The organism is Sphaerimonospora sp. CA-214678 (assembly GCF_050942215.1).
Taxonomy (GTDB): domain Bacteria; phylum Actinomycetota; class Actinomycetes; order Streptosporangiales; family Streptosporangiaceae; genus Sphaerimonospora.
In genome coordinates this window covers 3,757,946-3,784,122 of the sequence record NZ_CP192056.1, presented here as the reverse complement: position 1 = coordinate 3,784,122, position 26,177 = coordinate 3,757,946, and the positions used below count along the sequence as shown (strand labels likewise).

Here is a 26,177-nt window from a genome sequence, read left to right as displayed (position 1 = left end):
GCGCCGGAGACCGGCCGATCGCCGGGTCACCCCTGCAGTGTTCATCGAGTCGACGGTCGTCTGTCCGCGTACTGTTTCGTGGTCGATTTAAATAGTGTGTTGACTTCGGGACGTCTGTTCGCTTAAGGCTGTATTTATCTGCACTTTGCGCGAAGACTGTATCTGACCGTAGTGAGTTGCCTACCGGGAGGACCGTCGCATGGGTCACCAGAGCGAGTTGCTTCGCCGGCTGCGCCGGCTCCCAGGGGAGCGCAGGGACGAGTTGCTGGCCCGGCTGGCGGGCGTCTCCTCCGGGGTCCGATCCGCGCCGCTGTCATACCGGCAGGAACAGCTCTGGCTGTTCGACCGGCTCGCCCCCAGCAGCCTGGCGTACGGGCTCGGCTTCGTCTTCCCGATCGAGGGCCGGCTCGAACCCGACACGCTGCGCGCGGCGCTGACGGACCTGCTGCGGCGCCACACGGTGCTGCGCTCGACCTTCCCCGACGAGGATCCGCGCGGCGTCCAGCAGGTGCAGCATGTGCCGGAGGTACGGCTGCCGGTGGAGGACGTCCCCGACGGGCGGCTGCGTACGCGCGCCGACGAGGTGGTGCAGGAGGAACTGCGCCGCGGCCTGCGGCTCGGCACGGGCCCGGTGGCCCGGTTCCGGCTGCTGCGCGCCGCCCCCGACCGGCACCTGCTGGTCCTGGTCGGCCACTACATCGTGCTGGACCCGCGCTCCGCGCGGGTGCTCCAGCGTGATCTGGCCTTCGCGTACCGGGCCAGGGCGGCGGGCGCGGCCCCGCAGTGGCCGCAGGAGGCGGTCGACTACGGCGCCTACGCGGGCTGGCAGCGGGACTGGTGCGGGCAGGACGCCGCACGCGAGGCCACGGAATACTGGCGCGGCGCCCTGGCCGGATGGGAGGCCACCGAGCTGCCCACCGACGCCCGCCGCCCGCGGCTGCTCGACCTGAGCAGCGACGTGGTCTCCGCGCCGATGCCGCCAGAACTGGTCGCGGCAGCGGACTCCCTCGCCGGGGCGGCGCACGCCGACCGGGACGACGTCCTGCTGGCCGCCCTGCTCGTGGTGGTCGCCAGGCACACCGCCCGGGGCGACCTGACGATCGGGCTGCCGGTCGACGTCCCCGGCCCGTTCGACGTGGACCGGCTGGTCGGCGACTGCGGCAATCTGATGCCGCTGCGGGTCGAGCTGGACGAGGCGGACGGCTTCGCCGCCGTGGTCGCCCGGGTGCGCGCAGCCCGGCTGGCCGGCGCCGGGCACGCGGCCCTGCCGTTCAAACTGATCCTGGACGCGCTCGGGGTGGAACCGGACGCCGGACGGCTGCCCCTGGTGCAGATCGGCTTCATCGGCACCGGCGAGCCGGCCGAGCCGGTCGACGCGGACGGGGTGCGGATCGGGTGCGAGCAGGTCGACGCCGGTGCCGGGGCGTTCGAGCTGGCCGTCGAGGTCGGCGGCGGCGAGCGGCCCGTCGTGGCGGTGCGGTTCGCCGCCGCCCTCTACAACCGGGCCACCGCCGCCCGCCTGCTGGATCGCTACCTGCGGACCCTGGGCGATCTCTGCGCGCGGCCGGAGTCGCCGCTGGGCGATGCCTCGCTGGGCACCCCGCAGGAGCTCGCCGACGTGCTCGACCGGTGGAACGCGCCGATCGGCGAGCCGGTCGCCGCGCCGCTGCACGAGCTGTTCGCGGAGGTCGCAGCCGCGGCCCCCGGCCACACGGCGCTGGTCTGGCAGGACGGCAGCCTGAGCTACGGCGCGCTGGACGCCTGGTCGCGGCGCATCGCCGACCGGCTGGTGGCCGCCGGTGTCGGGCTCGGCGATCTCGTGCCGGTGGTGATGGAACGCGGCCCGGCGCTGATCGCCGCCGCGCTCGGCGTGCTGCGGGCCGGAGCCGCCTACGTTCCGCTGGACATCGGTCAGCCCGACGAGCGGCTGGCGATGATCCTGCGGGACACCGAGGCGAAGACCGTCGTGGTCTCCCCGGCCACCGCCGAGCGGGTGCCGCTGCCGCAGCGGGTGGTCGTCGGCCCCGGACCGCAGGACGGGCCGGAGGACGGGCCGCCCGGCGTGCCGGGCCGTGTCCCCGCCGTGGTCCCGCCCGCGTCCGCCGCGTATGTGATCTACACCTCCGGGTCGACCGGCAGGCCCAAGGGCGTGGTGGTCGAGCACCGCAACGTGACCAACTTCGTGCGCACCGTGCGGGAGATGTTCGACCTCGGCCGGCGGGACCGCGTCCTGCACTTCGCCTCACCCGGCTTCGACGTCTCGGTGTTCGAGATCTTCGGCACGCTGCTCAGCGGCGCCCTGCTTTACGTGATGAGCGAGGACCAGCGGCGGTCGATCGACGAGCTCGACGCCGTACTGCGCGAGCAGCGCATCACCGTGATCGACCTGCCGCCGGCCGTCATGGAACTGCTCGCCCCCGAGCGGTATCCCGACCTGCGGGTGGCGTTCGTGGGCGGTGAGGCGTTCACCGGCGAGCTGACCACCCGGTGGGCACGCGGATGCGCGTTCTGGAACGGCTACGGCCCGACCGAGACCACGGTGACCGTGGTGGCCAAGCGATGCGAGGGCGAGTGGACCTCGTCGCCTCCCATCGGCCGGGCGATGGCCAACCATCGCGCCTACGTCGTGGACGCGGCCGGGGCGGGCGCGCTGCCGCCCGGCGCGATCGGCGAGCTCGCCGTCGCCGGGCTCGGCGTGGCACGCGGCTACCTGGGCCGGCCCGACCTGACCGCCGACCGGTTCCGGCCCGACCCGGACGGGCCGCCCGGGTCGCGCCGCTATCTCACCGGCGACCTGGCGGTCTGGGACGACGCGGGTGACCTGTGCTTCGTCGGCCGGGCCGACCGGCAGGTGAAGGTCCGCGGTGTGCGGATCGAGCTGGGCGAGGTGGAGGCCGCGCTGCAGGCCGTCGACGATGTCGCCCAGGCGGTGGCCGCCGTGGTCACCGATCCGAGGACCGGCGTCATGCTGATCGCGTACGTGGTGCCCGAGCGCCCCGGAGAACTGCAGCTCGACTCCGTACGCTCCGCGGTGGCCGGGCGGCTCCCGGCCGCGATGGTGCCATCGGTGCTGGTGCCGATCGAGGCCGTCCCGCTCACCCCGAGCGGCAAGATCGACCGGCGCCGGCTGCCCGCCGTCGAGTTCGCGGTCGACGAGCTCACCGACGCCGACGAGGAGAACAGCACGCCCACCGAGCGCGTCATGCGCGCGGAGGTGTTCGCCCCGCTGCTGGGCGTCCGGATCGGCAACGACGTGAACTTCTTCGCCGCCGGCGGCACCAGCCTGCAGGCCATTCAGCTGTCCTCCCGGGTCAACGCGGTGTTCGGGGTCGCGCCGTCGATCGCCGACTTCTTCGCCGACCCCACGGTGTCCGGACTGGCCGCGCTGGTCGACGCGGAGAAGTCCAGGCGGGATTCGCAGCAGGACGCGCTGGCCGAGGCGCTCGAACTGGTGGAGGGGCGCAGCGACGCCGAGATCGCCGAACTGGCCGCGGAACTGGAGGGGAGATCGCGATGAGCGCGGTCGCCGAGATCGAACCGGCCGGCTACGTCACGGACTCGCTCTGGGTACGCCGGGTGCCCCGGCCCGGCGCCGCGATCCGGCTGATCTGCCTGCCGTTCGCCGGTGGCGGCGCGTCGGTGTACCGGCGGATGGCGGCGCTGCTGCCGCCCTGGGTGGAGCTCCTGGCGGTCCAGCTCCCGGGACGCGAGGACCGGTCGGGGGAGGCCCCGCCGGCCGATATCGCCCGGCTGGTCACCGCGTGCGCCATCGCCCTGCGCCCGTACACCGCGATGCCCTACGCGTTGTACGGGCACTGCGCGGGCGGGCTGCTGGCCTTCGAGATCGCGCACGAGATGGGCGGCAGGTTCGGGACCTGGCCGCGGCGGCTGATCGTCGCGGAGCAGCCGGCTCCGCAGGCGGCGCCACCGGCCGAGCCGCTGCACCTGCTGCCGGACGAGCGGTTGCTCGCCGCCGTACGCGGGCGCGGCGGATTGCCCGACGCGGTGGCCCGCCACGCGGAGCTTCAGGAGTTCCTGCTGCCGCTGCTGCGCGGCGAGTTCGCGCTCTGGGAGAACTACCGGCACCGGCACCGCCCCCCGCTGCCGGTTCCGATCACCACGATCCGCGCGCTCTCCGGGCCGGCGGACGAGACGACCATGGCCGGCTGGGCCGAGCAGACCAGCGTCGCCCACACCGGCGTGAGCGTCGAGGGAGGTCACTACTTCGTCCTCGATCCGACCGCGGCGGCGGCCCGGCGGATCTGCGAGCAGCTTTCCGCCGGTGCCCCGGCGGCCCAGGACGGGAGGACACCCGCATGAGCACGGTCACCACCGGTCCCGTTCCCGCGCTCGCAGCGGCGCCGGTCTCTCCGGAGGCCGTCGCCCGGATCGCGGCGGGCACGGCGGGCGTTCGGGACGCCGCCGCCGTTTACGACCGCAAGCTGCGCTCCCGCGGCTCGCGGCGAGCGGCGGCGGGACGGCACGCCGGAGACCTCCCCGCCGGCACCGAGATCCCGGCCGTCCGGCCGGCGCTGACGCGCGGGCCGGAACCGGCACTGCCCGCTGACGCGGTGGCGACCTTGCCGCAGGCGCTGGCCAGGGCGGCGCGGGTGGCCCCGGACCGCGGCACCACCTATGTGCTGCCGGACGGCGGCACCGACCGGCAGACGTACGCGGAACTGTACGACGAGGCCCGCAGGATGCTGGGCGGGCTGCGCCGGCACGGCCTGGTCCCCGGCGACGCCGTCCTGCTGCAGTGCGCCGGCAACCGGACCTTCGTCACCGCCTGGTGGGCCTGCGTGCTCGGCGGATTCCTGCCGACCCCGGTCGCCCCGGCGCGGGAGTACGTCACCGACAACTCGGGCGTGCGCAGGCTGGTCGCGGCCTGGGAACTGCTGGACCGGCCGCCGGTGATCGCCGATGCCGGGCCGTTCGACGGGGTGCGCTCGCTGGCCGGTCGGCTGCCCGGCGGTGCGGCGCCGCGCGTGCTGGACGCCGGCACGCTGTTCGACCCGGAGCCCGCAGACTGGCACGTCCCGGACCCCGAGGCGCTGATCGTCAACCTGCTCACCTCCGGCAGCACCGGCACGCCCAAATGCGTACAGCACCGCCATCGCACCATCGTCGCCAGGACCTACGCGGCGATCGCGGCGAACGGTTTCACCGAGCACGAGGTCTCCCTGAACTGGATGCCGCTGGACCACGTCGGCGGCATGATCATGTTCAATCTGCGGGACGTGTTCCTCACCTGCGAGCACGTCAACGTGCCGACCGAGTCGGTGATCCGCCGTCCGCTGCTGTGGCTGGACTGCGCGGACCGGTTCCGGGCCACCTGCACGTGGGCGCCGAACTTCGCGTTCTCGCTGGTGTGCCGGCGGGCCGGGGAGCTCGCGGCCGGCTCCTGGGACCTGAGCAGCCTGACCAACATCTGCAACGCCGGTGAGGCCGTGGTCGCCCGCACCGCCCGCCGCTTCCTGGAACTGCTCGCCCCGCACGGGCTCCCGGCCGACGCCATGGTGCCCTGCTGGGGGATGTCGGAGACCTCCTCGGGCGTCACATACGCCCGCATGCACCGTGACGACCCGGCGGCCGGCACCATCACGCTGGAGCCCGCCTCGCTGGACGGCGCGCTGCGCGAGATGCCGGCCGGCACCCCCGGCGCCGTGGTGGTGACCGAGGTAGGCGCGCCGGTGCCCGGGGTGGCGCTGCGCATCGTGGACCCGCACGGGAACGTGCTGCCGGAGGGCCGGGTCGGCCGGTTGCACGTGTCCGGACGGACCGTGCTGAACGGATACGCCCACAACGAGCGGGCCAATCGGGAGAGCTTCACAGCGGACGGCTGGTTCGACACCGGGGACCTCGGATTCCTCCGGGACGGCCGGCTGTTCCTCACGGGGCGGCGCAAGAACACCGTCATCGTCAACGGGGCCAACTTCCCCGCGCACGAGATCGAGGCGGTGGTCGAGCAGGTTCCCGGTGTACGGCCGGCCTGCTCGGCGGTGGCCGGGGTGCCCGACGAGGACGCCGGCACCGACGCCCTGGTGGTGTTCTTCGTGCCCGGCACCGATGACGTGCCCGCCGTTGTGGCGGCCATCCGCACGGCACTGGCCCGCGACCTGGCCCTGCGCGCGACCTACCTGGTGCCGGTGACCGAGTGGGAGTTCCCGAGGCAGCAGGGCGGGAAGGTCCAGCGTGAGCGGCTGCTCGAAGGCTGGCGCGCCGGCCGGTTCGACGACCGGTGCTACGGCGGGGAGGCGGATGACGCAGCCCCGGACGCGGCCTCGGACGGGACCGGCGTCGCGGCGCTCTCGGTCGGCTGGGAGCGGGCCGGGACGCCGCTGCGGCCGCGACCGGCCGGTCCGCTGGTGGCCTGTGTGCACGGTCCCGCCGCGAGCTGGCTGGACCGGGTGGCCGACGCCCGGGTTCCGGCCGACGCCGACCCCGCGCGACTCGCCCGGTCCCTGGAGCGGGCGCTGGACACGGCCGGCGACCACGTGCCGCAGGTGATGTTCGTGGCCGCCGGCGATCCCGCGACCGCCCCTCCCGGCGGGGACGCCGATGTCCTGGCGCGGTTCCTCGCCGTGGCCGCGGCCGTGGCCCGGATCCGGCCGGACGCCGAGCTCACCGTGCTCACCAGGGGCGCCGCGCGTGCCGTCCCCGGCGACCTGGTCGTCCCCGGCAGGGCCGGGCTGACCGCTCTGGTGCGGACCGCGCGCGCCGAGCGCCTGGTCGCCCGCTGCACGCTGATCGACGCCCCGCCCGGCGCCGGGGAGGACGAGCTATCCGTGCTGGCGGGCCGGAGACATGACGACGATGTGGTCGCCGTGCGGGACGGCGTCCCGCTGCGGCAGCGGTTGCGCGCCGTGCCGCTGCCGGAGGCGTTCGACGTGCCCGCCGGCGTGCTGCCGCGCGGCGGCGTCTGCCTGCTCACCGGAGGCCTGGGCGGTCTGGGGCGGACCGTGGCCGAGCACCTGGCGACCGCGCACGGGGCCCGGCTGCTGATCGTCGGGCGTACCCCGGCGGCGTCACTGGACGCGCAGGCCCGGCGGGAGCTGGAGATCCTGAGCGCGGTCGGCGAGGTCGTGTACCGGCAGGCCGACGCGGCCGACCCGGAGGCGCTGGCCCGCGAGGTGGCCGGGGCGGAGGCGCGCTGGGGCCGTACGCTCGACCTGGTGCTGCACCTGGCGGGCGCCCCCGTAGCGGCGCAGTGGGAACGGCTGTCCGAGCACGAACTGCGGTCGGAGTCAGCGGACTGGCTGCACCGGATGCTGCGGCCCAAGGCCGGCGGCTGCGCTGCCGTCGACCGGCTGCTCGCCACCCGGCCCGGCACCGCGGTCGTGGTGTTCTCCTCCGTGAACGGAATGTTCGGCGGCACCGGCTTCGGGGCCTACGCCGCGGCGAACGCGGTGCTGGACGGCTGGGCGCAGCGCTGGTCGGCGGCCGGGCGGCGGGCGCAGAGCCTGGCCTGGAGCATGTGGGACGGGCCGGGGATGAACCAGGGCAGCCCCCTGGTCGCGGCCGCCCGGCATCGCGGGCTGAAACCGATCGATCCGGCGCAGGGCGTGCTGGCGCTGCTCCGCGCCCTGCATGTGGGGGCGGCGCACCTGCTGATCGGCGCGGATCCGGCGAATGAGCAGATCAAGCCGTTCCTGGCGGCTGACCAACTGCGCGGCGGCACGATCGCGGTGGCGGTGGTGCCCGAGCCCGGTGAGGATCCGCTGCGGGTGCGGGCCGCGGTGGCGGCCAGGCTCGCCGGCCAGGGCGTCTTCGCGCGGGTGGCGGTGACGTCGCGGATCGAGCGCGACGGCGGCGGCGCCCCCGACCCCGCGGCGGTGCTGGCCGTCCTCGGCGCCGACAGCGCCGGCTACGCGGCGCCGGAGGGCCGGCTGGAGGAGACGGTGGCCGGCGTCGTGGCGGACGTGCTCGGAGTCTCCAGGATCGGCAGGGAGGACTCGTTCTTCGGCCTGGGGCTGGACTCGGTGCGTGCGGTGCAGCTCTCGGAGGCGCTCAGCGAGCGTCTCGGCCGGCGGGTCGGCGTGGGCTCGATCTACGAGTCGCCGACGGTGCGGACGCTGGCGGCCGGCATCGCGGGCTGAACGCGGCCGGGCGCCGCCCCGGACACGACGTGGTCCTCCCGGCCCAATCGGCGGCCGGGAGGACCACGTCCTCTCACCTGAAGGTCAGGTCGTGACCGGTACGTCCTGACGGGGCCTGGCGGGACGGCTCCACCGGCGCATGACGGGCCGTTCCACCAGCGTGTACAGCAGCCAGGCCAGCACCAGGCTGGCGGCGATCGTCAGCCCGGCCAGCACGAGCACCATCGGCCACGTCGAGGTCGCCGCCGGATCCCCGCCCCAGGTCGGGGAGGTGCGGCCGATCCAGCCGTAGGCCACGACCAGCCAGTGCACCAGGTAGAGCGCGTAGGAGATCTCACCCAGGAACACCATCGTCCGCCCGCCGAACACGCTGCCGCGGCCGATGACGTCGGCGTTGGCGGCCGCTCCGATCAGGAGGGCGAGCGGAACGGCCGTGACCACCACGAAGCCGAAACGCAGCGGGACGACGCCCTGCGCGAGCATCGCGATCACCGGCAGGACGATCGCCACCGGCAGCGGCAGGCGGATCCACCGTCCGTTGATGACGATCTGTGCGACCACCATGCCCAGCACGAACTCCAGCATCCGCGCCGGCGGGAAGAACGTCATGAGCCACACGGGCAGCCAGGGCAGGCCGGTGCCCGGCTGAACCTCCCCTGTGGTCAGCAGCGCGCCCGCCACGAGGGGAACGGCCCAGATCGCGGCGTACGTCACGGCGAACGACAGCCACAGCAGCCCCGCCCGGATCTTCCGTACCAGCGGCAGCAGTAGGGGGAAGGACAGGTAGAACAGCACCTCGCAGGCCAGCGACCAGGTCGGCGTGTTCGACCACAGGTTGTACTGGAGCTGCTGGTCCGGGATCCACGAGTGCACCAGGAACAGCGTCGTGGTCGTGTCGCGTGCCGACAGGGCATGGCCCGCTGTCGCCGCGAGCAGGCACGCGGCGACGAACGTCACCAGATGGTTCGGATAGATCTTGAAGAACCGGCGCCGCCAGAAACGGATCTTGGTGTCCGTGTCCCTGGCGACCCATGTCAGGACGAATCCGCTCAGGATGAAGAAGAACGACACCCCGACGGCACCGAATCCGTGAAAGAGCCCGATCAGGGGGATCTGGTCCGGGGCGACCCGCGGCAGCAGGTTGATCCCGATGTGGCAGAGCACGACCATGAACGCCGCGATGAAACGCAATCCGGTCAGGGAGGGCAACCTCTGGCCGAGGCCCGCCCGTGCCGGCGGCGCCGTCGCCCTGTCGAGTGCGGGTTCCTGCATCTGACTACCTCCAGCGGCCGATGTCGTGACGGGAAACGCGGGCCAGGGGTGGCATGCTCAGGCACCTCCGGCGGACTCGGCGGTGTCCGGGGCGAGCTCCCCGGCCAGTTCGCGGATGACCGTGGACCGGTAGAAGTTCCGTACGGGCAGGCGCGTGCCCTGTTCCGCCTCGATCAGGTCGAGCACCTCTATGGCGGTCAGCGAGGTGCCGCCGAGGGCGAAGAAGTCGTCGTCGGGAGACGCCTCCTGCTTGAGCTTGAGTACTCGTCGGAAAACGCTCTGCACATAACGGATCCGGTCCTCGTCCTGGAACCGGGCCGCGTCGGCCATCGTCATCACCTCGTCATCGGGTCACCCGGCACCGGGGCGCGCCGGTCGGTCGTTGGGTTCAGCGGGCCCGGTGGTCCGCCTGTCCTGTCGTGGGCCGCCGGTTCAGGGGGCCCGCGCGAGAAGCCCTCGTGCGGCGTCCACCACAGCGCCGGTGCTCACGCCGTGTGCCTCGAGCGCGGTCCGCTGGTCGGCCACGCGGGTGCCCGGGCGGCCCCGTACGGCCACCCGGAGCAGTGGCACGGCCAGCTCGGCCGAGACCACCTCGGCGACCGCGTCGCCCAGGCCGCCCTGGGGACGGTGCTCCTCGACGGTCACGACTCCCGCGCGGCCGCGGCATCCGGCCAGGAGCCCGTCCCGGTCCACGGGGTGCAGCGTGTGCAGATCCAGGACCTGCGCGCCGATCCCGTCGCCGGCCAGGACATCGGCCGCCTCGAGCGCGAACAGCAGCGGCAGCGGGCCGGCGGCGACCAGCGTCACGTCCGCTCCTTCGCGCAGCACCCGGACCCGGCCCAGCAGCAGGCCGGGCACCGGGCCGGGCGGCGCCGGCGTGGCCGAGCGGCCCAGCCGCAGGTAGGCGGGACCGGGCAGTTCGTGCACCTGGCCGACGGCGGCGCCGATCTGGCGCGCGTCTCCCGGGACGACGACGGCCAGGTCGGCCAGCACACGGGCCACCGCCAGGTCCTCCAGGGCGAAGTGGCTGGTGCCGAAGTGCGCGGCGGAAACGCCGCCGTGCGTGGCGACCACCCGAACCGGCAGCCGGTTGCCGACCACGTCCAGTTTCAGGAACTCGCCGGCGCGCATGGTGGCGAAGGCGGCCATCGTGTGCACGTACGGGATGAAGCCGCGCCGGGCCAGCCCGGCCGCCACCGTCATCAGGTTGGCCTCGGCGATCCCGACGTTGACGTAACGCTCGGGGAACCGCTCGCCGAAGGTGTTCTCCAGGCCGCCGGTGTCGGAGTCCAGGCAGATCACCCGGGGGTCGGCGGCGGCCAGTTCCAGCAGGGCCTCGCGGTAGGCGGCGCGCGGGTCGGGCCCGAGTGCCGCCTGCGCGTCCTGTCCCGCGGCCGCTCCGGGCGGATCAGCGGCGGCCGGTGCGCGGCTCACGACGCGCCGTCCGTCGCGGGCCGGCCGAGCGCCGCCAGGGCCCGGCGGACCAGAGCCGGCTTGAGCTTGGCGTAGTGCCCGGCCACCCGTCGCTCCAGGAACGGCACCCCCCGGCCCTTCACCGTCCGGGCGATCACCGCGACCGGACCGGACGGTGACGGCCGCAGGGCCTCGCGCAGCGCGGCCAGGTCGTGCCCGTCGACGCCGCGCACCTGCCAGCCGAAGGCGGCGAACTTGGCGTCGAGCGGTTCGAGCGCGACGCAGTCCTCGGTGGCGCCCGTGATCTGCAGCCCGTTGCGGTCCACCGCCGCGACGAGCCCGGGCAGCCCGCGGTGCCCCGCCAGCAGGGCGGCCTCCCAGACGCTGCCCTCCTGCAGCTCGCCGTCGCCCAGCAGGGTGTAAACGTGCCGGTCGCCGCCGCTCAGCCGCTCGGCCAGCGCGAGCCCCACCGACAGGCCGAGGCCGTGGCCGAGCGAGCCGGTGGCGAAGTCGACCCCCGGCAGGTCGTACGGCGGATGCCCGAACAGCCGGCTGCCGGGCCGGGCGTAGCCGTCCAGCTCGTCGGCCGGGATCAGGCCGAGCTGGGCCAGCGCGCTGTACAGCGCGGGCGCCGCGTGCCCCTTGCTGAGCACGAAGGAGTCGCCGGGGCGCAGCAGTTCGGCGTACAGGACTGCCACCAGGTCGGCGCAGGACAGGCTGCCGCCGACGTGCGCGCCCTCGGGACCGCCGGCCATCCGGATCACATCCTGGCGGATGCGCTGAGCCATCGAGGCGGCGGACGGCGCGGGGGCAGGGTCCTTCCGGGCCGGGGAGTCCGTGCCGGCGGGCGTGTGCGGCTGGGGCGGGGGGTGCGACGGGCCGGTGGTCGCCACCGCCATGTCGGGCTCCTTCCGGTGGGGTCGATCCGGGTCGCGGACCGGGCGGGCGGGTCAGCCGCGGCTCAGCGTCTCGCGCCAGCCGGGGGCCGGGCGGGAGACGGCCATCCGGCGGATCAGGTCCAGGTGCCGCCATGCCTTCTCGAAACCGTCGGCGTACCGCCGCAGCAGCGGCCCCGCGGCCGGGTCCAGATGCCGCCGTTGCAGGCACAGCGACCCCTCGACGACGGCGACCGTCACCGGGAAGCGCTCGGCCACCTCCTCCAGCGGGACCGGCCCGGACGGCCCGGCCCGCCGGAACGCGGGATGCGCGGGCAGCGGGGCGACCTGGTACTGGGAGACCGGCACGCCCTCGGCCCGCAGCACCCGGTGCAGGGCGGCACGCAGGCCGGCCCGATGCTCCGGGCCGAGGCCGAGCTCCTCCGGCTCGGGCATGAGACGCAGGATGTGCCAGGAGTGGGTCCGCCCGGCCGGGACACGCGGCACCCGCAGCCCGGGCAGCCGGGCCAGCCGATCGAGAAGGTCGCGGATCCCCGGCTCACGCAGGCGGGCGTTCTCGTCGAAGCGCGCCAGCTGGGATCGGGCGAACGCGGCGGCCACCGGTGCCATCCGGGCGTTGAACGCGGTCCGGTGGGCGATGTAGCTGCGCGTGCCGGACGGCTCCGGCTCGCCGAAGTTGCGCAGCCGGACCAGCTGCTCGCGCAGGTCGTCGTCGTCGGTGGTGATGAGCCCGCCCTCGCCGCAGGTCGGCAGGTTCTTGTGGGGATGCAGGCTGAAGCAGCCGGCCGTGCCGAGCCCGCCCACCCGGCGGCAGCCGAGCCGCGCCCCGTGCGCCTGGGCCGCGTCCTCGACGACCGGTACGCCCAGCCGGCCGGCCAGCTCGCCCAGCGCCGGCATGTCGGCCGGCAGGCCGTGCAGGTGCACCGGCAGCAGCGCGGCCGTGCGCGATCCGGCGGCGGCGGCGGCGCTCAGCGCGTCCATGGTGTAGGTGTCCGGTTCCACGTCGGCGAACACGGCGGTGCCGCCGGCCGCGTGCACGGCGTGGGCCGTCGCGTTCATGGTCAGCGCCGGTACGATCACCTCGTCGCCCGGACCGATCCCGCAGCCGCGCAGGGCCAGGTGGAGGGCGGCGGTGCCGGAGGCCACGGCGACGCAGTGCCGGGTTCCGGTCGCCAGGGCCCACGCCTCCTCCAGCTCGGCGACCTCCGTCTCTCCCGCTGTGGCCGCGTTCAGCCGTCCGCTGCGCAGCACCCGGAGCACGGCCTGCTCGTCTTCCGGGGTGACGATCGGCCAGCGGCCGCCCGGGGCGTCCCTCGGCACGGCCCTGGGCCCGCCCAGCAGGGCGAGGCCGGCGCCGGGCGTACGGAGCGCGGCACGTGCGGGCTCACCCACCGAAGTCTCCACACTGTCGTTCCCGAGACGCGATGTGCCGCGATGTAGACTCTGCATAGTCGTCATCCCGGCGCCGGCGGGCCGGCGGGGCGACGCCGACGGCGGGGACCACCCCCGCCGTGGGACTCCGTAACACGCTCATCACCGGCTGAGCCTCCCACCTGATCGCGCCATAAAAGCATGTGAAGCAGCCAGAACCGCGACTGAGGCAGACCCCGGCAGGTTGCGATCGCCTCGGCTGTGTCCGCGGGCGATCAAGCCCGATCTCTCAGAGTGCGGATTTCTCAGGGGTGTGTTGTCGTTGAAGCATGTGTTAGTTTTTGCAGTGTTGTGAATATAGACAGTAGTCACGCAATCTGCGGGAGGCAAGCCATGACTACTGCACTGAGTGCGCAGTGTCCAGAGTGCCAGGGCACAGTGGCCGGATCCGATGACCTGATGGTCGCCGAGATCGTGATCTGCCGGCAGTGCTCGACCGAACTCGAGGTGGTGGCCGTCGATCCCGTGGTGCTGGCGCTGGCCCCCGAGGTCGAAGAGGACTGGGGTGAGTAGCGACGGGACGAGGCCACGCCGTCCCGGACCATCGGCCGCCGGCCCGATGGCGGACCACGGAGGACCTGCCCGGTGAAGGTGAGCGTCCTCGGCGCGGCCGGCTACACCGGCGGCGAACTGCTGCGGCTGGTGCACGCCCATCCGGAACTGGAGCTGGTCCAGGCCGTCTCGCGCCGGCACGCGGGCCGGCCGGTGGCGGAGGTGCACCCCAACCTGCATCACCTCGGGCTGACCTTCCACGCCCCGCAGGAGCTGGACCGGGTGGACACCGCCTTCCTGGCGCTGCCGGCGGGCGCCGCCGCGCAGGTGGAGGCCGGGGTCGCCGAGCGGGCCGGGACGATCGTGGACCTGAGCCCCGACTTCCGGGGCGGCGCCCTCTCGGCGTCCGGCTGCCCGTACCGGACCGGCCTGCCCGAGTTGTTCGCCGGTGAGCTCGTGAACGCCACCCGGATCAGTGTTCCCGGCTGTACGGCGACCGCCGCCGTACTGGCCCTGGCTCCCGTGCGGCGGGCCGGGCTGGTGGCCGGCGACGTGGTGGTGGACGCCCGTGCGGGCTCCTCGGGCTCCGGAGCCGAGCCGGTGCCGGCCTCGCATCACGCCGAGCGCGGCCACGCCTTCCGGGTCTATCGGCCCGCCGGTCACCGGCACGAGGCGGAGATCGCCGCGCTGGCGGGGGTGCGGGCGCGGATGACCGTGACGGCCGTCCCCGCGGTGCGCGGTGTGCAGGTGATCTGCCACGTCACGCCCACGCGGCCGGTCACCCGCCAGGAGGTGCTGCGGGTGCTGCGGCGCGCGTACCGCGACCTCCCGTTCGTCCGGGTGGTGGCGCGCGGCCGCGGGGTGCACCGGATGCCGGATCCGCAGTTCCTGTCGGGCAGCAACTTCGTGGACATCGGATGCGCTGTGGACGAGGACGGCGGGCGGATCGTGCTGGTGGCCGCGCTGGACAACCTGGTGAAGGGGGCGGCCGGCGGTGGAGTGCAGAGCCTGAACGTGGCCATGGGGTTACCGGAGGACGCGGGCCTGGGGTTCCCCGGCCTGCACCCTGCCTGATCGGAGAGAGCGGGACGTGACGGCCAGAGACATGAACGGGGCGGAGACGTGAGCGACCCGGCTCGGGCCCCGGCGGGGGCCGCGCCGGCCGCCGCCTCCGGCGGTGTGATCGTCGTCAAGATCGGCGGCGGCGCCGACCCGGGGCCGGTGCTCGACGAGGTGGCGGAACGGGCCGCGGCCGGCCTGCCGACGGTGCTGGTGCACGGCGGCGGCGCCGCCGCCGACCGGCTGGCCGACCGGCTCGGCGTACGGCGCGAGGTGATCGAGTCCCCGGACGGCACGCACAGCAGGCGCACCTGCCCTGCCATGATCGAGGTGCTCACCATGGCCCTGCTCGGGCAGGTCAAGCCGCGACTCGTCAGCGGGCTGACGGCGCGCGGCGCGCGGGCGGTGGGCCTGAGCGGCGCCGACGGCGCGCTGGTGACCGCGTCACGCAAACCGGCCATCCGGTCGGTGCGGGACGGGCGGACCATGCTGATCCGCGACGACAGGTCCGGCCGGATCGAGCACGTCGATCCCACCCTGGTGCGCGCTGCGCTGGAACGCGGGGACGTCCCCGTGGTGTCCCCGCCGGCCGTCGACGTGGCGGGCGAGCTGCTCAACGTCGACGCCGACGAGGTGGCCGCGCGCCTGGCCGCGGCGCTGGAGGCGTCCGCCCTGGTGCTGCTCACCGACGTGGCCGGGGTCCTGGCCGACCCCGAAGACCCGTCCAGCCGGATCCCCGAGGTGGGCCCGCACCACCTGACCGGGGACGTCGTACGGGGCCGGATGCGGCACAAGGTGCGGGCGGGGCTGCGGGCCGGCGGGACCGTCGCCCTGGTGACCATCGCGGCCGCCCACCGCCGGCGGCCGATCCGGCGGGCGCTCGACGGGGACGGCACCTGGGTGCGCGAGGGAGGGCGGCATGGGTGACCGGCGGACCTCCCTCGTCCGGGCCGCCGGCCGGGTCGGCCCGCGCGACCTGCGGGGCGACTACCCGGCCTGGCTGCTGCGTGCCGCGATCGGCATCCCCTCGGTCTCCGGCGGGGAACTGCCGGTCGCCGGCTTCCTGGCGGAACAGATGACCGCGCTCGGCTTCGCCTCGCACATCGACGAGGCCGGCAACGTGCACGGCGTGATCGGCCCGGCAGCCGGTCCCACGGTGTTGCTGCTCGGGCACATCGACACCGTCCCGGGCAGGGTGCCGGTGTGCCAGGTCGGCGACCTCCTGTACGGCCGCGGCTCCGTGGACGCCAAGGGCGCCATGGTGGCGATGATCTGCGCCGCCGCGCGTACCGGCCAGGTGCGGCTGCATGTGGTCGGCGCGGTCGGCGAGGAGGTGGCCGGCTCGCGCGGGGCCCGGTACGTGATGGCCACGGTACCGCGCCCGGCGGCGGTGGTGATCGGCGAGCCGAGCGGCTGGGACGGTGTCTGCCTCGGCTACAAGGGCCGCATCGGCATCGGCTACGAGATGCGGCAGCCGCCGTTGCACACCAGCAGCCCGGAGCCGACCGCCGTGGAGCGGGCCGTCCGCTTCGCCCAGGACGTGCAGGGCTACCTGCGCGGGCTGTCGCGGGAGCAGGACCCGGTCGCGTTCGGCGTCGCCACCGGCACGCTCACCCGGCTGGACGGCGACCTGGCCAGGGCCGAGGCGTTCCTGACCTGCCGGGTGCCGCCCGGGTTCGACTTCGCCGCGCTGGAGCGTTTCGCCCGCGGCCGTCCGCACAGCCGGATCTGGGTGGACGAGCGGGTCCCCGGGGTGACCCGGCCGCGCGCCGATCCGGTGGTGAGTCACCTGCGCGCCGCGATCGCCGCCCAGGGGGCCCGTCCGGCGCTCAAGTTCAAGGCCGGCACCTCCGACATGAACACCCTCGACCCGTGGGGGGTTCCGATGGCCGCCTACGGACCGGGAGACGCCCACCTCGACCACACCAGCGACGAGCACATCCCGCTCAGCGACCTGTACCGCGCGATCGACGTGCTCTCGCTCGCCCTGCCCAGGCTCGCGCGGCACCTGGCCCGCGTGCCGCACGTTCGCGCTCACCCCCTGGAGGCCTGATGCTGCTCGACGGGAACGTCGCAATGATCACCGGAGCGGCTCGCGCGCTGGGCCGCTCGCACGCGCTGACGTTCGCAGCGGAGGGCGCGGACCTGATCCTGGTGGACCTCTGCGATCCGGACGCAGGACCGTATCCGATGTCCGGCAGGCGCGAGTTGGAGGAGACCGCCGACGCCTGCCGCCGGCTCGGCAGCCGGGTGCTGACCGGCGTGGCCGACGTGCGCGACCAGTCCGGCGTGGACAAGGCGGTGGCGGCGGGGCTGGACGAGTTCGGCCGGATCGACGTGCTGCTGAACAACGCCGGGATACTCGGGCCCGGCGGGCGGCGGGTGCACGAGCTGACCGAGGAGCAGTGGCTGCTCGCGCTGGACGTCAACCTGAGCGGCACCTGGCGGTGTTGCCGGGCGGTGCTGCCGCGGATGGTCGAACAGGGCGGCGGGCGGATCGTGAACACCGCGTCCACCGGCGGCCGGGTGGCCTTCGAGATGTACGCCGGCTACGTCGCCGCCAAACACGGCGTGATCGGGCTGACCAAGTCCATCGCGCTGGAGTACGGACGGTACGGCGTGCGGGCCAACGCGGTGTGCCCGAGCACCGTCGCCGACGACGCCGCGCTCGGCACCCGCAGCACCCGGGCGGTGGCCGCGGCGATGGGCGCGGAACTGCGGGACTACGAGCGCGGTTCCGCCTCCCTGCACCCGATCGGCCGGCTGGTCACGGCGGCCGAGGTGTCCGCGGCCTGCCTGTGGCTGGCCGGCCCGCACTCCGGTGGCGTCACCGGCACCGAACTAGTGGTGGACGGCGGCTTCACCGCCCACTGAACCGGAAACGACCGACCGACAGGCCGGCGCCGCCGGCGGCACGCGATGGGAGTGACAGTGAGCACGGACGAACGCACGTACGTGGTGGTGCGCAACCACGAGGAGCAGTACTCGATCTGGCCCGCCGGGCGGGACATACCGGACGGTTGGACGGCCGACGGGTTCGCCGGGCCGAAGGACGACTGCCTGGCGCACATCGCCGAGGTGTGGACCGACCTGCGGCCGCTGAGCCTGCGTCGAGCGATGGGCGAAGAAGGAGGCATACGCGTTGCCTGACAATTCGCGGACCTCTCCGGTGACCCGGGATCCGGCCGGGGAGGCGCTCGCGGTGATCGGCATGAGCTGCCGGTTCGCCCCCGACCTCGACTCTCCCGGCCGGTTGTGGGAGTTCCTGCGCGCCGGGCGCAGCGCGGTGGGGGAGATGCCCGCCCGGCGGTGGGATCCGTACGAGATCGACCCGCAGACCCGCGCGATCCTGCGCAGGACCACCCGCAAGGGGTCGTTCATGCGGGACATCGAGGGTTTCGACGCCGAGTTCTTCCAGATCACGCCGCGGGAGGCCGAGTACATCGACCCGCAGCAGCGGATCATGCTGGAGCTGGCCTGGGAGGCGCTGTGCGACGCCGGACTGCCGCCGGCCTCGCTGGCGGGCTCCAACGCCGGTGTGTACGTGGCGGCGAACTCCAACGACTACGGCCGCCGGCTGCTCGAGGACCTGGGCCGTACGGGCGCCTGGGCGGTGAACGGCACCACCTTCTACGGCATCGCCAACCGGATCTCGTACTTCCTGGACGCGCACGGCCCGAGCATGGCGGTGGACACCGCCTGCGCCGGCTCGCTGACCGCCCTGCACGTGGCGTGCCAGAGCCTGCGCAACGGGGAGACCGACCTGGCGATCGTCGGCGGGATCAACATCATGGCCTCGCCGGCCCTGGTGGTCGCGCTGGACGCGGCCTCCGCGACCGCGCCGGACGGGCGCAGCAAGGCGTTCGACAAGGCGGCCGACGGTTACGGGCGCGGTGAGGGCGGCGTCGTCCTCGTGGTGAAGCGCCTGCCGGACGCGGTCCGCGACGGCGACCCGGTGCACGGGCTGGTGCTGGCCAGCGGCGTGTTCCAGGACGGCCGCTCCGACGGGATGATGGCGCCGAACGGCGAGGCGCAGCGGCGGATGCTGCAGGAGGTCTACCGGCGGGCCGGGATCGACCCGCGTACGGTGCAGTACGTCGAGGCGCACGGCACGGGCACCCGGCTGGGCGACGCGGCGGAGGCGCAGGCCCTCGGCCGGGTCTTCGGCCCGGGCCGCGACGGCGCCGACCCGCTGCTGATCGGCACGCTCAAGCCCAACGTGGGTCACGTCGAGGCCGCATCCGGCATGGCCGGCGTGCTCAAGGTGCTGCTCGCGATGCGGCACGGCGAGATCCCGCCCAGCCTGCATCACGAGGTCGACCCCGAGCTGGACCTGGAGTCCAACGGGATGCGCCTGGTCGGCCGGACGACGCCGTGGCCCCAGGGCGTGTACGGCAGGCGCGCCGGGGTCTCCAGCTACGGCGTGGGCGGCTCCATCGCGCACGCCGTCCTGCAGCAGGCGCCGCCGCGCGCCGGCGTGGTGAACGGCCGGGGAGGCCGCACCGGGCGGGCGGCCCGGCCGTGGGTGTTCCCGGTGTCAGCCGCCTCGGACCAGGGCGTGCGCGGCCTGGCGGGCGCGGTGGCCGCCTGGGTGCGCGCGAACCCCGGAGCCGACCTGGACTCGCTGGCCCACACGCTGACCGTCCGCCGTTCACACCTGGCCCGCCGCGCCGCAGTGGTGGCCGGCGACGCCGCCGAGCTGCTCGCCGGGCTGGACGCGCTGGCGAACGCCGAGAGCTCGCCGGCCGTGCGGTCGGGGGCGGCCTCCGAGTTCGGCGATGGCGGAGCCGCGGGACCGGTCTGGGTGTTCTCCGGGCACGGCTCGCAGTGGTCCGGGATGGGCCGGGAACTGCTCGGCGCAGAACCGGTGTTCGCCCGGGTGATCGACGAACTGGCCCCGGTGTACGCGGAGGAGCTGGGATGGACCGCGCGGGAGGCGATCGAGGCGGGCGGCCCGTGGACGGTGACCCGCACCCAGGCGATGACCTTCGCGATGCAGGTCGCCCTCGCCGAGTCGTGGTCGCACCTGGGCCTGCGCCCGGGGGCGGTGATCGGGCACTCGGTGGGCGAGATCGCGGCCGCGACGGTGGCGGGCTGCCTGGACCGGGCCGAGGCGGCGCGGTTCGCCTGCCGCCGGGCCCGCGCGCTGGAGCAGGTGGCCGGGCGCGGCGCGATGGCGATGGTGCCGATGGCCTTCGACGACGCCGGGCTGCGGGTGGCCGGCCGGGACGGCGTGGTCGCCGCGATCGCCGCCAGCCCCCTGTCCACCGTGGTCTCGGGTGACATCGACGCGGTCGACGCCCTGGTGGCCGAGCTGGCGGCCGAGGGTGTCCAGGCCCGCAGGGTGAACACCGACGTCGCCTTCCACAGCCCGCACGTGGTGGAGGTCCTGGAGCAGGTCGCGCGGGCCGCCGGCGAACTGCGCGCCACCGCCCCCCGGGTGCCGCTCTACAGCACCGCCATGGCCGACCCGCGCTCCGGCACGCCGCGCGAGGGCGGCTACTGGGTCGCGAACCTGGCCGATCCCGTGCGCTTCCACCAGGCCGTACGGGCCGCCCTCGACGACGGGGCCCGGGTGTTCCTCGAGGTCTCCTCGCATCCGGTGGTGGCGCACTCGATCACGGAGACCGCCCTGCACGCCGGGGTGCCCGACGCCCGGGTGGCGATCACCCTGCGCCGGGACCTGCCGGAGCAGCGCACGATGCTGGCCAACCTGGCCCTGCTGCACTGTCTGGGCGCCCCGGTCGCCTGGTCGTACAGCGGTGATCTGGTGGACGTCCCCGGGGTGCGCTGGCAGCATCGGCCGTACTGGATCTTCCCGGACACGCCGCCGGAGCGGGGAGCGGGCCGTGGGCACGACCCGGACTCGCACACGCTGGTCGGCGGCGGCACCACCGTCGCCAGCGCCCCGGTGCAGCGGGTCTGGCAGACGGAGCTGGACATGTCCAACCGTCCCTATGTGCAGTCGCACATGGTCGTCGGAGTGGAGACGGTGCCCGCCTCCGTGGTGCTCAACTCGTTCGTCGGCGCCGCCGCCGGCGAAGGCGAGGCGTCCTGGGGGCTGCGCGACGTGGTGTTCCGCATCCCGCTGGCGGCGCACCCGCCGCGGGTGGTGCAGGTGGTGATGGAACAGGACAAGGTCCGCATCGCCAGCCGGATCAAGCGCGACCAGGACGGCGGGGCCGCGCACGACGACGAGTGGCTGACCCACACCACCGCGACCGTGGTACGCGAGCCCCGGGTCGGGGACACCCCCATGGAGGACCCGGACGTGATCCGGTCCCGCTGCCCGGTGTCCTGGACCTGGGCGAAGGTGGACGGGATCTTCCGGGCGATGGGCGTGGACGGCTACACCTTCCCCTGGGTGGTGGAGGAGCTGGTACGCGGTGAGGACGAGCAGTTCGCCACGGTGACCGTGGACCACACCCCGAAGCTGCACCCGTCGAGCTGGACCGCGGTGATCGACGCCGCGCTGACCGCCAGCGGCGTGCTGGTGATGAGCGAGGACTCGACCGTGCTGCGCACGTCGTCGCATCTGGAGTGGATCGCCTTCCGCGGCGCCCCACCGGGCCGGATCATGGTGCACACCACCCGCGACCCGCGTACGCTGGACACCATCGACATGGTGGTGGCCGACGAGAGCGGCGCGGTGGTGTGCGAGGCCAGGGGGCTGCGCTACGTCAAGGTGCAGGACGTCGGCTCCGGCGCTGTCGGCCCGCGCCAGCTGGTGCACGAGCTGGGCTGGGAGCCGGTGGAGGTTCCCACCGGCGCGCCGGTGCCGGGCAGGGCCCTGCTGGTGGGGCGGTCCGGCGGCTGGCCCGCGCTGACCGAGGCGCTCGCGCTGCGTGGCGTGGAGTGCCGTGCGGTGGCGGATCCGGCCGCGATCGGCGACGGCCTGCTCGCCGGGGGGGACGCGGTGATCGTGGCGCCGCCGGCGCTGCTGCCGGGGGAGTCGCCCGAGCGGGCGGCCCGCCGGTGCACGCTGACGTTGCTCGACGCCGTGCGGCGGGTGGCGGCGATCCCGGACGCGCGGCGCAGGCCCGCGGTATGGGTGCTCACCGAGGGGGCGCGCGCCGGAGCGTCCGAGGCCGCGCTGGCGCACGCCCCGCTGTGGGGCGCCGGGCGGATCGTCGCCGGTGAGCGTCCCGACCTGTGGGGCGGCGTGATCGACATCGCCGAGGGCGCGGGACCGGAATCGGCCGCCGCGTTGATCGGAGCCCTGCCGCCCGCCGAGGACGTGCTCTCCGTCACCCCGGAGGGCGTGTTCGCCGCCCGGCTGCGTAAGATCGACCGGCCCGCCGAGCGCGAGCCGGCGGACTGCCGCCCGGACGGAACGTACCTGGTCACCGGTGGCCTGGGCGCGCTCGGCCTGGAGGCGGCGCGGCACCTGGTCGAGCGGGGCGCACGCCGGTTGGTGCTGATCGGCAGGCGGGGACTGCCGCCGCGGTCGGAGTGGGGCGGGGTGAGCGACCCGGCGGTCGCCGCCCGGATCGCCGAGGTGGTCGCGCTGGAAGAGGCCGGCGCCACGGTGCGGGTGCTGCGGCTGGACGTCTCCGACGCCGGGGCGACGGCCCGGGCGCTCGATCCCGGCGTGCTGGACATGCCGCCCGTGCGGGGCATCGTGCACTGTGCGGGAGTGGTGTCCGACGCGCTGGTGGAGAACACCCGCGCGGAGAACCTGGACGCCACCATGGGACCGAAGGCCGACGGAGCCATGGTCCTGCATCGCCTGTTCCCGGCCGGCACGCTCGACTTCTTCACCATGTTCTCCTCGTGCGGCCAGCTGGTCCGGCTCACCGGCCAGGTCAGCTACGCGGCGGCGAACTCGTTCCTGGACGGGCTGGCCGCGTTGCGGCGGGCCCGGGGCGAGACCGGCACGGCCAGCTTCGGGTGGGCGCAGTGGATCGGCCGCGGAATGGGCGAGAGCACGGCGAGGACGACGATCCTGGAGGCCGAGTCCCGCGGGCTGGGCGGCATCACCGTCACCGAGGCGCTGCGGAGCTGGACCTACGCGGACCGGTTCGATCTGCCGTACGTGGCGGTGATGCGGGTGATGCCCGACCACACCCTGCCGGTGCTCGCCGGTCTGTCGGCCACCGAGGCCGGGGCGGAGGGCTCCGGCGGCGGTGCGGTGGACTGGTCGGCGGTGCCGCCGCACGAGCTGGCGGACAAGGTGCTGGCGGAGACGCACGAGCAGGTGGCCGCCGAGCTCAACCTCGCGCCGGACGACATCGCGATCGACCGGCCGCTGCTCGAACTCGGCGTCGACTCGGTGCTCACCGTGGCCCTGAGGGTGCGGCTGCACCGGTGCTTCGCGGTGGATCTGCCGCCCACGATCCTCTGGAGCAACCCGACCGTGCGCGCGCTGGCGGACCACCTCGCGGCCGAGGTCGCCTCGGCCGGCGACCCCGCCGGGGAGGACCCGCCACCGGCGCCGGAGCCGCCGGAGCCGCCGGTGCGGGCGGCAGCCGTGGCGGAGACGGTCGGCTGACCGCGGGGCCGGATGGACGACCGGGTGAGCGGGCCGCGGCGGTGACGATCTCACCGCCGCGGGCCTCGCCGGAGCCCGGGAGGCCGCTCCCGGGCGCGTGCCGGGGGACGAACGGATCGATGGACGGCACAGATACGACACGTGCGGCGGTCTCTCGCCCCCATGTGACCGAAGCGGTGAAACCCCTGGTCGGCCGGGAGTCCGGAAGCGGCGGAAGCTCCCGGATCGGGCAGGACAATGATGTGAGTATGTAGTATTATCACTACGAAGACTATGGAGTCTGTTGTGTGGGTGTCACTGTCGACAGTTGGTCCCGCCTCGTGATCGCGTGAGAGGGGTCCACACCACCGGCACCCGCGGTGGGAACGGGCCGGGAGGAGCGCACGGCTCTGGGCCGGCCGGTATTCGTTGACGTCGAACCGCCGAGGGGAAGCCACTCATGGATGAATCCGACTGGGCAACCAGGTGTGCCGCCGCGGCCGGCCGCCGGGAGCCGTACCCGCTCGGACGCACTCGGACGTCCGGGTGAGGGTGCGGAGATGATCGAAAAATCGATGCTCGGCGGTCTGCGCGCCGACGACTTCGCCGAGCGCGGCTGGGCGCACGGCCGCCTGCGCCCGTATGCCGAGGGACACGACTGGCAGCGGTTCGCGTCGTCCTGGGACGACCTGGTCCCGGACGCCTACCTGGGCTCGGCGCGGTGCCGCCGCAATCGCCGATACTGCAGGGTGCTCGCGCACCGCGACGGCACGCTCGAGCCGTTGAGCGGCTCGGAGTTCTTCCAGAAGAAAACGGTCAACCGGGTGTTCGGCGACCAGTTGCGCGTGTTCGAGCCCCTGACCGACGCGACGCTCGCGAGCCCCGGATTCCTCCACATACTGCGAGAGTCCGTGGCATTCGTCAACGAGGTCGCCGGAGTACGCGACTGGGAGCTCGGCGTCCACTTCATCCGGGTGATCGCCGACCCGCACGAGGTCTCGGAACCCGCGCCGGAGGGCCGGCACTCGGATGGTCACTCGTACGTGTTGATCTATCTGATCGGACGCCACCACTGCGTCGGCGGGGAGAACCAGGTCTTCCAGCGTGGTGAGCCGGAGGCGCGCTACTCGGTGACCATGACCGAGCCGCTGGAGGTCCTGGTGCTCAGCGACACCACGATGGAGCACGCCGTCAGCGAGATCCGCGCGATGGATCCGAGCGGCCCCGGCTGGCGGGACACCATGATCCTCGACTTCAACACGGTGCCCGACCCCGCCCGTGCGGCGGGGCGCACGTACCGCTCACTGCAGTGACCGGAGGTTCGATGAGCCAGTTGTCAACGCGCCCGGCGTCCCTCCCCGTGACGGACGGCCGGCCCGTGCGCAGCGTGCGGGCCACGACGTCGTCTCCGGAGTTCCTCCTGGTCGGCATCGACGACCTGCTCAACAACCGGGCCATCACCGGCGTCGCCGATCTCGGCCGTGGGCGGTTGAACGCGTGGGGAAACTCCTTCCCCGCCGAGGAGCTCCCCGCGCCCGGCACGCTCGCCGAGGTGGCCGGCATCCCCTTCCTGTGGGCGAACGCGCACGCGGAGGGCGACAACGTGCGGTGCGAGGGGCAGATCATCGACATCCCACCCGCCAGGTACGACTGGATCTATCTGCTCGCCGCCTCGGAACGGCGCAGCGAGGACACGCTCTGGGCGTACTACGAGGACGGGTACGCCGATCCGCTGCGGGTGGGGGTCTCGGACTTCCTGGACGGCACGCCGGTGTTCGGCGAACTGCCCGGGTTCCGGACCACCCGGATGCACTACCCGCACCACGTGCAGCACGGCCTGCCCACCACGATGTGGCTGTCCAGGGTCGGGATGCCGCGTCACGGCCGCGCGCTGGCGCTGCGGCTGCCGCGATCGGTCGCGTTGCACGTCTTCGCCGTCACGCTGCTGACCGGGATGGACGTACGGCGGGCGGACGGGGCGACGGCATGAGCGAGACCGCGCAGGCGATCCGGCTGTGGACCCGCGACCTGGGAAGCTGCCTGCACGCGACCCTGGCGACCGTGCTGCTGCGCGACGGCCACGACCCGGTCACCGTGCTCGGCGCGCCGTGGGAGTTCCGCCGCCGTCCCGGCTCCTGGACCTCGGAGGAGTACTACTTCTTCGCCGAACCCGACTCGCTCGCCGGACGGCTCGCGCTCTTCCATCCGTTCGAGTCGACCTGGCATCGCAGCGGGGAAGGCGGCCTGGACGAGTTACGCCACGCGCTGGCGGAGGGCGTGCTGCCCATCGCCGCCGTGGACAACTACTGGCTGCCGTTCCGTCCCGCCTTCCACGACGTGCACGCCGCCCATCTGCTGGTGGTGTACGACATCACCGGCACAGAGGTGTTCGTCTCCGACGCGCAGCCGCCCGCCTTCCAGGGCGCGATCCCCATCGCCGACTTCCTGGCGAGCTGGGGTTCGCTCAACCCGGCCGACGACGCCGACGTGTTCTTCAGCGCCAGCCCGAGCGGCCGGCGCTGGCTGCGCGCCCTCATGCGGGGACCCGTACCGGAGCCCGGCCTCGGCTGGCTCGGGCATGTGATCCGGGACAACCTCGCCCGATTCCGGCAGGGCGCCGCCGGCGAAACGCAGACGGGGGTGGCGGGCCTGCGCCGCTATCTCGACGAGTTGTACGCGCTGACGCCCGGTCCCGGCGCCGCCGAGGCGCTGAGCGAGCTGTACGTGATCAGCTGGAACATCCAGGCGCAGGCCGGCCTGCACGCGGAGTTCCTGCGCCGGGAGGGGACGCGATGGGGGATTCACGAACTCGCGGAGGCCGCGGCCGGCGTGGACGCGGTCGCGCACGGCTGGACCGGGGTGCGCATGACGGGCGCGCACGCGCGGGTGTGGGGCCGGCACCGGTACGACGAACTGCGCGGGCACGGCACCGAGCTCGTCCGACGCCTGGAGGTGGCGCTCGACCGGCTCGAGCTCGCGGCCGACGCGGTCTCCCGCCGGGCCTGATCACGGCCGGCGGTCCCGGCCACAGTGTGGATCGAGAAGGGG

Annotated in this window: 18 protein-coding genes; 13 read left to right on the top strand and 5 right to left on the bottom strand. The window is 74.1% G+C overall.

Annotated features, from left to right (window positions below; all coding sequences use genetic code 11):
• The first annotated feature begins 199 nt into the window (after positions 1-199).
• From ACQP1K_RS16975 to ACQP1K_RS16965, 3 genes are read left to right on the top strand one after another with little or no spacing between them, the layout of a single operon-like run.
• Positions 200-3,517 carry a non-ribosomal peptide synthetase gene (locus ACQP1K_RS16975; protein ID WP_433496689.1) on the top strand — a complete coding sequence of 1,106 codons (3,318 nt, stop codon included), beginning with the start codon at positions 200-202 and terminating at the stop codon, positions 3,515-3,517.
• The gene (locus tag ACQP1K_RS16970) at positions 3,514-4,320 is read left to right on the top strand and encodes a thioesterase II family protein (protein WP_433496688.1); all 807 of its coding nucleotides are present in this window, start codon (positions 3,514-3,516) and stop codon (positions 4,318-4,320) included. The genes ACQP1K_RS16975 and ACQP1K_RS16970 overlap by 4 nt, the downstream gene beginning before the upstream one ends.
• Positions 4,317-8,096 (top strand): SDR family NAD(P)-dependent oxidoreductase, encoded by a 3,780-nt coding sequence (locus ACQP1K_RS16965; RefSeq protein WP_433496687.1) that lies wholly within the window; start codon positions 4,317-4,319, stop codon positions 8,094-8,096. Before ACQP1K_RS16970 ends, ACQP1K_RS16965 begins: the two co-directional genes overlap by 4 nt.
• Positions 8,097-8,180: 84 nt before the next feature.
• On the opposite strand, the gene ACQP1K_RS16960 is transcribed toward ACQP1K_RS16965, so the two are convergent.
• The 5 genes from ACQP1K_RS16960 to ACQP1K_RS16940 form a co-directional block, all read right to left on the bottom strand.
• The gene (locus ACQP1K_RS16960) at positions 8,181-9,368 is read right to left on the bottom strand and encodes an acyltransferase family protein (protein ID WP_433496686.1); all 1,188 of its coding nucleotides are present in this window, start codon (positions 9,366-9,368) and stop codon (positions 8,181-8,183) included.
• A gap of 57 nt (positions 9,369-9,425) precedes the next feature.
• Complete coding sequence (locus ACQP1K_RS16955) at positions 9,426-9,698, bottom strand: acyl carrier protein (protein ID WP_433496685.1); 273 nt, start codon at positions 9,696-9,698, stop codon at positions 9,426-9,428.
• A 102-nt stretch (positions 9,699-9,800) separates the two neighbouring features.
• Entirely contained in the window at positions 9,801-10,802 is a 1,002-nt protein-coding gene (locus tag ACQP1K_RS16950) for a transketolase family protein (protein ID WP_433496684.1), read from the bottom strand.
• Positions 10,799-11,680, bottom strand: coding sequence for a transketolase (locus tag ACQP1K_RS16945; protein WP_433496683.1), 882 nt, complete (start codon positions 11,678-11,680; stop codon positions 10,799-10,801). Before ACQP1K_RS16945 ends, ACQP1K_RS16950 begins: the two co-directional genes overlap by 4 nt.
• A gap of 51 nt (positions 11,681-11,731) precedes the next feature.
• Positions 11,732-13,069, bottom strand: a complete 1,338-nt coding sequence (locus ACQP1K_RS16940) for a DegT/DnrJ/EryC1/StrS family aminotransferase (RefSeq protein ID WP_433496682.1) — start codon at positions 13,067-13,069, stop codon at positions 11,732-11,734.
• Between the two features lie 372 nt (positions 13,070-13,441).
• On the opposite strand from ACQP1K_RS16940, the gene lysW reads away from it, so the two are divergent.
• The 10 genes from lysW (at position 13,442) to ACQP1K_RS16890 (ending at position 26,135) form a co-directional block, all read left to right on the top strand.
• Complete coding sequence (gene lysW / locus ACQP1K_RS16935; RefSeq protein WP_433496681.1) at positions 13,442-13,621, top strand: lysine biosynthesis protein LysW; 180 nt, start codon at positions 13,442-13,444, stop codon at positions 13,619-13,621.
• Positions 13,622-13,693: 72 nt separating this feature from the next.
• The gene (gene argC / locus ACQP1K_RS16930) at positions 13,694-14,674 is read left to right on the top strand and encodes an N-acetyl-gamma-glutamyl-phosphate reductase (protein WP_433496680.1); all 981 of its coding nucleotides are present in this window, start codon (positions 13,694-13,696) and stop codon (positions 14,672-14,674) included.
• 48 nt (positions 14,675-14,722) lie between these two features.
• Complete coding sequence (gene argB, locus ACQP1K_RS16925) at positions 14,723-15,586, top strand: acetylglutamate kinase (RefSeq protein ID WP_433496679.1); 864 nt, start codon at positions 14,723-14,725, stop codon at positions 15,584-15,586.
• Positions 15,579-16,712, top strand: coding sequence for a M20/M25/M40 family metallo-hydrolase (locus ACQP1K_RS16920; protein ID WP_433496678.1), 1,134 nt, complete (start codon positions 15,579-15,581; stop codon positions 16,710-16,712). The genes argB and ACQP1K_RS16920 overlap by 8 nt, the downstream gene beginning before the upstream one ends.
• Positions 16,712-17,533 (top strand): SDR family oxidoreductase, encoded by an 822-nt coding sequence (locus ACQP1K_RS16915; protein WP_433496677.1) that lies wholly within the window; start codon positions 16,712-16,714, stop codon positions 17,531-17,533. The genes ACQP1K_RS16920 and ACQP1K_RS16915 overlap by 1 nt, the downstream gene beginning before the upstream one ends.
• Positions 17,534-17,590: 57 nt before the next feature.
• Positions 17,591-17,809 (top strand): MbtH family protein, encoded by a 219-nt coding sequence (locus ACQP1K_RS16910; RefSeq protein WP_433496676.1) that lies wholly within the window; start codon positions 17,591-17,593, stop codon positions 17,807-17,809.
• Positions 17,802-23,150, top strand: coding sequence for a type I polyketide synthase (locus tag ACQP1K_RS16905; protein WP_433496675.1), 5,349 nt, complete (start codon positions 17,802-17,804; stop codon positions 23,148-23,150). Before ACQP1K_RS16910 ends, ACQP1K_RS16905 begins: the two co-directional genes overlap by 8 nt.
• A 539-nt stretch (positions 23,151-23,689) precedes the next feature.
• A complete protein-coding gene (locus ACQP1K_RS16900) occupies positions 23,690-24,442 on the top strand; it encodes a 2OG-Fe dioxygenase family protein (protein ID WP_433496674.1) in 753 nt (250 codons plus the stop codon).
• 11 nt (positions 24,443-24,453) lie between these two features.
• Positions 24,454-25,119 (top strand): hypothetical protein, encoded by a 666-nt coding sequence (locus ACQP1K_RS16895; RefSeq protein ID WP_433496673.1) that lies wholly within the window; start codon positions 24,454-24,456, stop codon positions 25,117-25,119.
• Positions 25,116-26,135, top strand: a complete 1,020-nt coding sequence (locus ACQP1K_RS16890; RefSeq protein ID WP_433496672.1) for a BtrH N-terminal domain-containing protein — start codon at positions 25,116-25,118, stop codon at positions 26,133-26,135. The genes ACQP1K_RS16895 and ACQP1K_RS16890 overlap by 4 nt, the downstream gene beginning before the upstream one ends.
• The last annotated feature ends 42 nt before the right edge of the window (positions 26,136-26,177 follow it).

Coding starts and splice junctions, on each gene's coding strand:
- ACQP1K_RS16955 (WP_433496685.1), bottom strand. CDS start 9,698: ATGGCCGACGCGGCCCGGTTCCAGGACGAGGACCGGATCCGTTATGTG.
- ACQP1K_RS16890 (WP_433496672.1), top strand. CDS start 25,116: ATGAGCGAGACCGCGCAGGCGATCCGGCTGTGGACCCGCGACCTGGGA.
- ACQP1K_RS16915 (WP_433496677.1), top strand. CDS start 16,712: ATGCTGCTCGACGGGAACGTCGCAATGATCACCGGAGCGGCTCGCGCG.
- ACQP1K_RS16895 (WP_433496673.1), top strand. CDS start 24,454: ATGAGCCAGTTGTCAACGCGCCCGGCGTCCCTCCCCGTGACGGACGGC.
- ACQP1K_RS16945 (WP_433496683.1), bottom strand. CDS start 11,680: ATGGCGGTGGCGACCACCGGCCCGTCGCACCCCCCGCCCCAGCCGCAC.
- ACQP1K_RS16965 (WP_433496687.1), top strand. CDS start 4,317: ATGAGCACGGTCACCACCGGTCCCGTTCCCGCGCTCGCAGCGGCGCCG.
- ACQP1K_RS16970 (WP_433496688.1), top strand. CDS start 3,514: ATGAGCGCGGTCGCCGAGATCGAACCGGCCGGCTACGTCACGGACTCG.
- ACQP1K_RS16960 (WP_433496686.1), bottom strand. CDS start 9,368: ATGCAGGAACCCGCACTCGACAGGGCGACGGCGCCGCCGGCACGGGCG.
- ACQP1K_RS16920 (WP_433496678.1), top strand. CDS start 15,579: ATGGGTGACCGGCGGACCTCCCTCGTCCGGGCCGCCGGCCGGGTCGGC.
- ACQP1K_RS16900 (WP_433496674.1), top strand. CDS start 23,690: ATGATCGAAAAATCGATGCTCGGCGGTCTGCGCGCCGACGACTTCGCC.
- ACQP1K_RS16975 (WP_433496689.1), top strand. CDS start 200: ATGGGTCACCAGAGCGAGTTGCTTCGCCGGCTGCGCCGGCTCCCAGGG.
- lysW (WP_433496681.1), top strand. CDS start 13,442: ATGACTACTGCACTGAGTGCGCAGTGTCCAGAGTGCCAGGGCACAGTG.